The 10,309-nt window shown below is 52.1% G+C and carries 6 protein-coding genes; 3 read left to right on the top strand and 3 right to left on the bottom strand.

Translation table 11 applies throughout. From position 1 onward, the window contains the following. Positions 1–251: 251 nt before the first annotated feature. From thrC to SYNC_RS13475, 3 genes are all read right to left on the bottom strand, one after another. Positions 252–1,310, bottom strand: a complete 1,059-nt coding sequence (gene thrC, locus SYNC_RS13485; protein WP_011620828.1) for a threonine synthase — start codon at positions 1,308–1,310, stop codon at positions 252–254. Between the two features lie 113 nt (positions 1,311–1,423). After that, positions 1,424–1,993 carry an alpha/beta hydrolase gene (locus SYNC_RS13480; RefSeq protein ID WP_011620827.1) on the bottom strand — a complete coding sequence of 190 codons (570 nt, stop codon included), beginning with the start codon at positions 1,991–1,993 and terminating at the stop codon, positions 1,424–1,426. A 22-nt stretch (positions 1,994–2,015) separates the two neighbouring features. Next, a complete protein-coding gene (locus SYNC_RS13475) occupies positions 2,016–3,881 on the bottom strand; it encodes an AarF/ABC1/UbiB kinase family protein (protein WP_193328860.1) in 1,866 nt (621 codons plus the stop codon). A 75-nt stretch (positions 3,882–3,956) separates the two neighbouring features. On the opposite strand from SYNC_RS13475, the gene recN reads away from it, so the two are divergent. Genes recN through SYNC_RS13460 form a run of 3 tightly spaced genes read left to right on the top strand, consistent with a single transcriptional unit; the run spans position 3,957 to position 10,196 of the window. Next, positions 3,957–5,645 carry a DNA repair protein RecN gene (gene recN / locus SYNC_RS13470; RefSeq protein WP_011620825.1) on the top strand — a complete coding sequence of 563 codons (1,689 nt, stop codon included), beginning with the start codon at positions 3,957–3,959 and terminating at the stop codon, positions 5,643–5,645. A gap of 46 nt (positions 5,646–5,691) precedes the next feature. Further along, entirely contained in the window at positions 5,692–8,685 is a 2,994-nt protein-coding gene (gene uvrA / locus SYNC_RS13465; RefSeq protein WP_011620824.1) for an excinuclease ABC subunit UvrA, read from the top strand. Next, complete coding sequence (locus tag SYNC_RS13460) at positions 8,682–10,196, top strand: alpha/beta fold hydrolase (RefSeq protein WP_011620823.1); 1,515 nt, start codon at positions 8,682–8,684, stop codon at positions 10,194–10,196. The genes uvrA and SYNC_RS13460 overlap by 4 nt, the downstream gene beginning before the upstream one ends. Positions 10,197–10,309: the final 113 nt, after the last annotated feature.

Raw genomic sequence — 10,309 nt, 5'->3', positions numbered from 1 at the left:
CAAACCCTCCTGTTTTGCCAGCTTTTGAAGCTGGCGCCTTGTGGAATGTAAAAAGAGCGATGGGGAAAATCGTTCAGTTTCCCCATCGCTCACAGCCTGGGGAAAACCTGCAGTTGCCTAGGCGGACAAGTTGTCCTTGGTTTTCCACTGTTTTTGCAAGCCGAAATCGATGAATTCCGCAGGCAGTTTCTGGTCTGATTCTGGTCTGAACCGATCAGGTCCTGCTGATATTGGGCCTCCAATCAACCGCTTTAGAAGCCCATCACCTTGGCCACGGTGGTCAGATCCGGATCAAGATCGGCGTAAAAAGCGGCGTCGTTGTTGTTGATGGCGCAGTCCGGATCTTTCAGGCCATTGCCTGTCAACACACAGACCACCGTGGATCCGTCTGGAACCTCTGCTCCACGTTTGATTAAGCCCGCCACTGAGGCTGCACTGGCGGGTTCACAGAAGATTCCTTCTTGGCCGCCGAGAAGTTTGTAGGCATCAATGATTTCTTCATCGGTGACATCAAGGAAGGCTCCGTTGCTGGCTTTACGGGCTGCGATGGCCTTCTCTCGGTTCACCGGATTCCCGATACGAATCGCAGTAGCGATTGTTTCTGGATCGCTCACGGTGGTTTCATTCACCAGTGGCGCGGAGCCACTGGCCTGAAATCCCATCATTCGCGGTAAACGCCGACTGCGTCCAGCTTGTTGATATTCCTGGAATCCCATCCAGTAGGCCGTGATATTTCCGGCGTTACCCATCGGGATGCATAGCCAGTCGGGAGCATCTCCTAAGGCATCGACGATTTCAAAGGCTGCAGTTTTTTGCCCTTGCAGTCGGTAGGGGTTGACCGAATTCACCAAGGTGATCGGATATTTCTCGGCTGCTTCTCGAACAATGTCGAGAGCACGGTCGAAATTCCCCCGGATCGCCAGCACTTCAGCTCCATAGACCAGGGCCTGCGCCAGTTTTCCTTGTGCGACGTATCCGTCTGGAATCAACACGAAGGCTCGCATTCCGCCTCGACGGGCATAGGCGGCGGCGGCGGCACTGGTGTTGCCAGTGCTGGCACAAATCACCGCTTCACACCCTGCTTCTTTGGCTTTGCTGATCGCCATGGTCATCCCTCGATCCTTGAAGGATCCGGTGGGATTCAAACCGTCGTATTTGATGAAAACTTTCACGCCGCGGCCAATTCGTTCCGCAATGGATGGGACGGGAATGAGCGGAGTGGCACCTTCGTGCAAGGTGATCACTGGAGTGGCTGAGGAAACGGGAAGCCAGGATCGATAGGCTTCAATCAGTCCTGGCCAGTCCTGCATGACTGGTTTGGCCGTGAAACGCCGGCGGAGGTTCTTGAGTACGGACACCCGCAGAGAGCAGCAATTCCAGAAATCTATGTGTCTGGATCGAGTGGCTGGGTTTTACGCGGGCTTTATTTCAAACCGTCGAGCGGGGAATCGGAGAAGAATTTCACTAAGCCAGCAATGGATTCAGCTTTTTCAATTAAGGCCATTAGGGCAGGAATATTCACTTCCATCACCTCTGCTGGATAGGCATCCAGAAAACTGATCACTGTGAGGCCCCCCTCTTCTTTTTGCAAACCATTAATCACACCGGCTCGGATCGCAGGAACACTGACCGATGGATCGGGCACTTTGAGGGGATAAATGATCGATGCGACTCGCCGGATGATGACGTCTCCAATGCGAGTGGACATCAAACGACTGGTTAGAACTAGAGGAAGATCAAGCTTCTGATTCAGTAATTTTGCGACTTCTTTGGGATCCTGTTTTCCGAGGCGAAGAATGTCAGAAAGAATGCCCCGAGCTTTGCCAGTGTCTGCGAGATAGACGAGGTCACTCACAGAGATCGATCGTTTGTAGGCCCCGGTTACGAGAGCTACATCCTTGGCCGCATGGGCTGGTTGAAGCGCAGATGCAACGCTGAGACCGATTGCGGCACCAAGCGCCAGGATGGTTTGGCGGCTGGATCTGCGAGGCATGGTCAAAATCATTTGCCGGAATCTAATTCGGACTTCCCGCTGCTGCTTTGACGAGGCGGACAACTCCGCGTTCGGCTAATCCTTGTGCCAGCGCCACTCCCATTTGTCTTGCATCGCGTTCACGAATCAAGCGCGGGAGCCGACTAAACACCAGGTCAGGATTGAAACCTGGCAATTGCTGTAAAACGCTGATCAGCTGCCGGATCGGTTCCAGGTCGAGATAACTGTCTTCGTTGAGAGACGGGGCAATATCGAGTAGTAACGGTGGTTGAAAAGGCCGCGGCAAGCTGCGACCAATGCGTTGCAGGGCTGTCCAGCCAATGGCATCTAAACGATCAGCTACAGCTTCAACCAATTGATTGCGGAGCATTCCGCCGTTAGCTGAAAACAGAAAATCGAGCACTTGATCAAGCAATGTCTCGAGATCTAGTTGGCTTTGACTTGCAGCGCTTGCGACGAGATTTTCCAGCCTTGTCCATCGGAACGCGTCACCCTCGAACAACATCTCTTTCAGGCTTTGACGCAGTTGAGGATCTGGATCTTCCATCAAGCGTCTGGCGAAGTAGGGGTAGGCCGCACCAAGAATTTTGAATTCCGAATCAACACTGAGAGCGATCCCTTCAAGCGTGACGAGGGAGCGAATGATCAAAGCGTAATAGGGCGGAACGCGGAAGGGGAATTTGTACATCACGCCCGACATATCGTCAGTCACGCTTTTAAAATCCATGCGATTCACGCCCATCTCGATGGCTTGACTGAAGACGGATTCAAAAGCAGGAACGATCGGTTCCAAATTCACGTCTTCGGCTAAAAATCCGAGCGTGACGAAATCCTTGGAGAGCTTTCCAAAATTACGATTCACAAGATGAACGACAGCCTGAATGAGTCCGGTACGTGATTCACGGCTGACCTCACTCATCATTCCGAAATCGAGATAGCAAAGTCGACCATCGGCCATTGCAAGAAGGTTGCCGGGATGAGGATCAGCGTGGAAAAACCCATGCTCAAGAAGCTGTTGCAGGCTGCAGCTCACTCCCACCTCAACCATGTCATTGGGATCGATTCCTAAGTCGCGAACAGCTTCAAGATTGGTGAGCTTTACTCCATCAATCCACTCCATCGTCAGCACGCGTCTGCTGGTGGCATCAGCGAAGATTTCTGGAACAGCAATGCGTGGATTCTGTTGATGTAATTCACGGAATTTGTTTGCATTAGCCGCTTCGTTTAGATAATCCATTTCTTCAAACACTCGGCTTCCTAATTCGTCGATCAATGCAACAAGATCGCTACGAATTAGTCCGATATTTGTATTAAGCCAAGCAGCAATGTTGCGAACGATGTAAAGGTCAAGAGTGATTTGCTCTCGTAAACCAGGTCGTTGCACCTTGACCGCGACTTTTTGGCCGCTCTTGAGATAACCCTGATGCACTTGACCAAGAGATGCCGCGGAGATGGGCTCACGATCGAGCTCGGCATAGATGCTGTCGACCGGTGCACCCAAGTCATCCTCGATGCAGGCCATGGCGAGGTCGCTATCGAAGCCAGGAAGTTGATCTTGGAGTTGGGCCAGTTCCTCGAGCAGCACAGGAGGAACGATGTCTGGACGCGTAGAAAGTGCCTGGCCAGCCTTGATGAATGCCGGACCCAGATCAACGAGCAAATTGGCAAATTCCCTGGCTCTTGTTCTGGCTCGTTCTTTATTGCTGAGCAGTCCTAGAAGCTTGTCGACACCAATTCCGATCAGTAAAAGCCCAATGGGCACAAGGGTTTGCCAGAGGCGGCGCAGCAGGCGCTGCGGATGTCCGGCGTAAATTCGCGTGATCGCAGCCGGGTCGTACTCGAGCAGACCTGCGGCCTCAATGAAATCTCCTAGCTCGTGTTGTGCCACAGCCGCCACTGCGTTGGTGATCCCTTCTAAACGACCGAAGCCGTCGCTACGGTTTGTTGAACCTTGGGGTTCGCCGTGCTGACCGGTCTGAGACTGGACAACATCGCACTGATTGAGCGCTTGGAGCTGGCGTTTGAACACGGTTTTTCTGTGTTGACCGGTGAGACAGGCGCAGGCAAGTCACTGTTATTGGATGCACTCGACGCCCTACTGGGTGGAATGCAGGGAACATCTGCGGGGCGGTTGGTGCGGACGGGTTGTGATCGCGCGGTGATTGAAGCAACGTTCACCTCGACCGATGCTGCGCGGCGTTGGCTTCAAGAGCATGAACTGGATGATGAAGGCGGAGATTTGGTCTTGTCGCGGGAGTGGCGCCGTCAAGACGATCGTTTGAGCAGCCGCTCAAGACTGAATGGCACTGTCGTGAACCGGCAGCAATTGCTTCAGCTCAGGCCTTTGTTGATTGACCTCACAGTGCAGGGTCAAACCCAGCAGCTTGCTTATTCGGGTCAGCAACGTCGTTGGATCGATCGACTGGGCGGAGAACCACTCGCTCAATGTCTACAAACCGTGAGTGAGTCTTGGCAGGTTTGGCAAAACTGTCATGCCGACGTGTTGAAGATGGAGACCGATCGACGTCGTCTTCAGGAACAGCAGGAGGAACAAGACGCATTGTTGATGGAACTCGAGGCCGCTTTCCTCGACGATCCCGCTGAAATTCAACAGCTGGAACAAGAGCAAGACCGCTTGGTCCATGGCGTGCGCTTGCTCGAAGGTCTTGCTGTGTTGATTAGCCGGCTTCAAGACGGAGCTGAACAGGCTCCATCAGCTTTGGATCACCTCACTGCCTGTTGCCATGAGCTGCAGCAATTGCAAACCCTTGATGCCTCTTTGAGTGTTTCTGCTGAGAGATGCCTGGATATGGAGGCTGGTTTGCTCGATTTAATTCGGGGTCTTGAAGCGTATGGGGCGTCTTTAGAGAGCGATCCAGAACGATTGGGTGTGCTGCAGGAACGGCTCGCTTTGCTGAAACGCTTGGAGCGGCGTTACGGCGTTGAACTGAAGGTGTTGATCGAGCGACGCGATACTCTTCGCGCTCAAAACGCATCCGGTGGTGCTGACGCGGCTTTGGATGAGTTGCGGCACCAGGAACAGGAGGCTCGCAAGCATCGGGATTCCTGTAACCAGTCGCTCACGATGTTGCGACAAGCTTCCGCAGCGTGTTTGGAGGAGCGATTGATGACCCATTTGCGGCCGATGGGTCTTGAAAATGTTCGCTTTCGGGTGGATTTCTCTGCCGTTGAGCCGATGGATCTAGGCGCCGATGCCATTTGTTTTTTGTTTTCGGCGAATCCAGGTCAGCCCCTTGCTCCCCTAGCAGAGGTGGCTTCAGGAGGGGAGATGTCGCGTTTTCTTTTAGCCCTTAAAACCTGTTTGGCTGATGTAGATGGTTCCAGCACCTTGTTGTTCGATGAGATCGACAGTGGTGTGAGCGGTCGCGTCAGTGGAGAAATGGCCAACTTGCTGCGAACGATGGCCAAGCATCGCCAGGTGTTTTGTGTGACCCATCAACCGTTAGTAGCCGCAGCAGCAGATCATCACTTCCGGGTTAGTAAGGAGGTGGTGGATGGAGAAACACGCTCGCGAGTGTCCCATCTGCGGGACACTCAGGCTAGACGCCAAGAATTGGCTGAATTGGCTGGAGGGGATTTTGATGACGCTCAGGCGTATGCGGCAAGTTTGTTGGAGCAGCGAGCAGCTTGAACAGCGGCAGTCTCCCTAGAATCAGCGGCTATTGAACACACTCCGTATGGGGCGCCCTGCTCCGACCGCAAAGGATGATTCCACATCGTCGAAGGCTGCTTCGTTGAAGGCTGAGAACTTAAGTGAGAGGTCCTCGGAGGAGGTAATTCAGGTTCGTGGTGCCCGGCAGCACAACCTCAAAAACGTGGATGTCACGATTCCGCGCAACAAAATGGTGGTCTTTACCGGTGTCAGTGGCAGCGGAAAAAGCTCCTTAGCGTTCGACACGATCTTTGCGGAAGGTCAGCGTCGCTACGTAGAGAGCCTGTCTGCGTATGCGCGTCAGTTTCTTGGCCAGGTGGATAAACCAGATGTGGATGCGATTGAAGGGTTATCACCGGCGATTTCAATTGATCAGAAATCAACCAGTCATAACCCTCGCTCCACTGTTGGCACGGTGACGGAGATTCACGACTATTTGCGTCTCTTGTTTGGTCGTGCAGGGGAGCCCCACTGTCCTGAATGTGGCCGTTCCATTCGGCCCCAGACCATCGATGAAATGGTCGATCAGATTTTGACGCTTCCTGAGGGAACGCGTTATCAACTTTTAGCGCCGGTTGTGCGCGGAAAAAAAGGAACGCACAGCAAATTGATCAGTGGTTTGGCTGCTGAAGGCTTTGCTCGGATACGCATCGATGGTGAGGTTCGTGAGCTGGCAGACAATATTGAGCTCGACAAAAATCATCAGCACGCTATTGAAGTTGTGGTGGACCGTCTGGTCGCTCGAGAAGGAATTCAGGAACGTCTGAATGATTCTTTGCGTACGGCATTGAAACGTGGTGACGGTTTAGCTCTTGTTGAAGTGGTACCAAAAAAGGGAGAAGAATTGCCCGAAGGTGTGGAGAAAGAAAGGCTCTATTCCGAGAACTATGCATGCCCTGTTCATGGGGCGGTGATGGAAGAGCTTTCACCTCGACTTTTTTCTTTTAACAGTCCTTATGGAGCCTGTGAGGTTTGCCATGGGATTGGTTACATACGGAAATTCACTGTTGATCGGGTGGTTCCAGATCCAACTCAGCCTGTGTATTCCGCTGTCGTGCCTTGGGCAGAAAAAGATAACTCGTATTATTTCTCCCTCCTTTACTCCGTAGGCGAAGCTTTTGGGTTTGAAATTAAAACGCCATGGAAAGATCTTACTGATGAGCAAAAAGATATTCTGCTGAATGGCAGTCGTGAACCCATACAAATTCAGGCGGACAGCCGTTATCGAAAGTCTCAGACCTATATGAGGCCTTTTGAAGGAATTTTGCCCATCCTTGAACGCCAGCTTCGTGATGCGAGTGGAGAAGCACAGCGTCAGAAACTTGAAAAATATCTAGAGCTAGTTCCGTGTGAGAGTTGCGCTGGATTGCGCTTGAGACCTGAGGCGCTTGCAGTGAAAATTGGGCCGTATCGGATTACGGATCTGACGGCGGTCAGTGTGGGGCAGACCCTCGAGCGGATTGAAAGCTTGATGGGTGTTGGCAGCTCTGAAGGTTCTGATCCCCTCTTGAATTCTCGACAGATACAGATCGGAGATCTTGTCCTGAAAGAGATCCGAATGCGTCTGCGTTTTTTGCTTGACGTGGGTTTGGATTATTTGAGCTTGGATCGACCGGCGATGACGCTCTCAGGAGGGGAAGCACAGCGAATCCGTCTCGCCACGCAAATTGGTGCTGGCTTAACCGGGGTGCTCTATGTACTCGATGAACCAAGTATTGGTTTGCATCAGCGAGACAACGATCGCTTATTGGCCACGCTTGAACGTCTGAGGGATTTAGGCAACACCTTGGTGGTTGTCGAACATGATGAGGACACGATCCGCGCTGCCGACCATCTCGTGGATATTGGCCCTGGAGCAGGAGTCCATGGTGGTTACATCGTGGCGGAGGGTTCGATTGATGACTTGTTGAGGGCTAAGGATTCAGTAACTGGTGCTTATCTAAGTGGTCATAAGAGTATTCCTACTCCTGCTGAGAGGCGCAATGTTGGTACCAGGAGTTTAAAACTTCTCGACTGCTCTCGTAACAATCTCGAGGGGTTGAATGTGGAGTTCCCGCTAGGACGTTTGGTTTCGATTACTGGCGTAAGTGGCAGTGGAAAAAGCACTTTGGTGAATGAGCTTCTGCATCCAGCGCTTGAACATGGCCTTGGTCGAAAGATTCCTTTTCCTCAAGGATTGGGAGAACTTCGTGGTCTGAAATCGATCGATAAAGTGATCGTGATCGATCAGTCTCCGATCGGTCGAACTCCCCGCTCTAATCCCGCCACCTATACAGGAGCTTTTGATCCTATTCGTCAGATTTTTGCGGCAACGGTGGAGGCAAAGGCTCGCGGTTATCAAGTGGGTCAATTCAGTTTCAATGTGAAAGGTGGTCGTTGTGAGGCCTGTCGTGGCCAGGGTGTGAATGTCATTGAAATGAATTTTTTGCCTGACGTCTATGTGCAATGTGATGTCTGCAAAGGGGCTCGTTTTAATCGCGAAACCCTTCAGGTCACCTACAAAGGCAACACGATTGCTGATGTTCTAGAAATGACAGTGGAACAGGCTGCTGATGTGTTTTCTGCGATCCCTCAGGCTGCTGATCGCTTAACCACGTTGGTTGATGTTGGTTTGGGATACGTGAAGCTTGGTCAGCCAGCTCCCACCCTTTCTGGTGGAGAAGCTCAGCGGGTGAAACTTGCCACTGAATTATCGCGCCGGGCCACCGGAAAAACTCTCTATTTAATTGACGAACCAACCACCGGACTCAGCTTCTATGACGTTCATAAATTAATGGATGTGATCCAGAGACTTGTTGACAAAGGTAATTCCGTGATTTGTATTGAGCACAATCTGGATGTGATTCGCTGCTCGGATTGGATTATTGATTTAGGTCCAGAGGGTGGTAATAAGGGCGGTCAGATTGTTGTGACTGGCACCCCTGAAGAAGTGGCTCAACATGAAACGAGCCATACGGGTCGTTACCTCAAGCAAGTGTTGGAGCAGCATCCACCTGAATCAATCGAGGCGGCGGCATGATTTTTTTCTTTGATCGAAGGGTTAAAGGCGTTCGTGCGGCTGCGTTGGCGTCCTTATTGAGCGTTTCATTGGCTGGGTCGGTTTCTGCCGTTGAACGACTCGCGATTGAACTTCCATTTTTGGATATCAATCTCTCGCTCAATTTGAAGGGGGCACGCACAACGGCGGAGTTGATTGAGGCCAATCCTGATCTCAAGGAACTAGATCAAGCTGGCGATGGTTCTGTGTCCCGACTGCTTGCTCAGTTCCTCACTGCACCCCTTCCTCAGAGCACACCAGGCGTGTTGGATCAATCTGTGGGTCATCCATTGCTGGAGCAAGCCTTATTGACGGCGTCCGAGTTGGTGAAGGTGGAGGGTTTGCCTGCTGATACCAGTGGACAAATGTTGTCGGATGCTCTGCAAGCCGCCTATCGCGATGGAGAGCCCAATGTGCTCGGCTTGCTCCGTCATGTCCCTGGCGACTCTTTATCGATCGACTTTCAGGCTTTGGCTTTTAACGCCAAACGTTTACAGGCCAATCAGGATGATGCCCGCTCCCTCGTGAAGCAAGGAACAGCGACGGCTCCTGCTCCCAAGTCTTTGGCTGAATCGGGGTCTGAGGGTTGGACACGCGCTGAGATTCGCTTTTCGGTTGGCCATCGCTCTGAGCCACTCGACATCACTGTGTTGACGCCACAGCGAACATCCAACGGAAAGCTTGTGGTGATTTCCCACGGATTGTGGGATGAGCCGGGCAGTTTTGAAGGCTGGGGCCGTTTGTTGGCTGCCAATGGATACACCGTGTTTCTTCCAGATCATCCAGGAAGTGACGCTAAGCAGCAAAAGCAATTATTTGATGGAGCGTCACCTCCACCCAGTTCTGAGGAGCTACGTTTCCGTCCTCTCGATGTTTCAGCTCTCCTAGATGGAGTTGAAGCCGGTACCTTGCTCTCGGGACAACAGATCTCTGTTAATGACGTAGCGGTTGTGGGGCATTCATGGGGTGCCACAGCGGCGTTGCAATTGAGTGGTTTGCAGACCACCAGCAGGAAGCTGAAAATGCGTTGTCAAGATCCTCGCGATCCAGATCGAAATCTCAGTTGGGTCTTGCAATGCAGCTGGTTGTCAGGAGCTGATCAGGGATCACTGGCTGACCCCCGTGTCAAAGCAGCCGTCGTGGTCAGTGCACCAATGAGGCTTCTTTTTGATGAGTCGAGCGGCCCTTCCCTGCAGGCAAAGGTGTTGTTGGTGAGTGGAACCAAAGATTGGGTGGTTCCCTCCGATCCTGAGGCAGTGGTGCCATTGAAGGGCGGGAATCCACTAGCGAATGGTCATCGTCTTGTTCTCGCTTCAGGTGGCAGCCATTTCAATCTGTGGGCTCCTGTGGATCAGAAGGAATCCCCGATTCTTGGGCCGATGATCTTGGCTTGGATCAATGAAAAGCTTGCTGTTCCGTCGCCCTACACCTTCAGTGGAGGCGGTTGGGGGAATACGACCGTTCCTTTGGTGGATGTCACTGGACAGCTCTAAAAAACCCATTTTCTTAAAACGTCGTCTTCAAATCATCAGAACAAGCTGATCGATTTCCACTGTTTTGCGTTGCATTTCATCATCAAATTGCGTTTACTCGTTGATGCGTTGAT

Source organism: Synechococcus sp. CC9311, from assembly GCF_000014585.1.
Classification (GTDB): Bacteria; Cyanobacteriota; Cyanobacteriia; order PCC-6307; family Cyanobiaceae; genus Synechococcus_C.
Note: the sequence above shows the minus strand (reverse complement) of the source record. Positions and strands in the feature narration are given on the sequence as shown.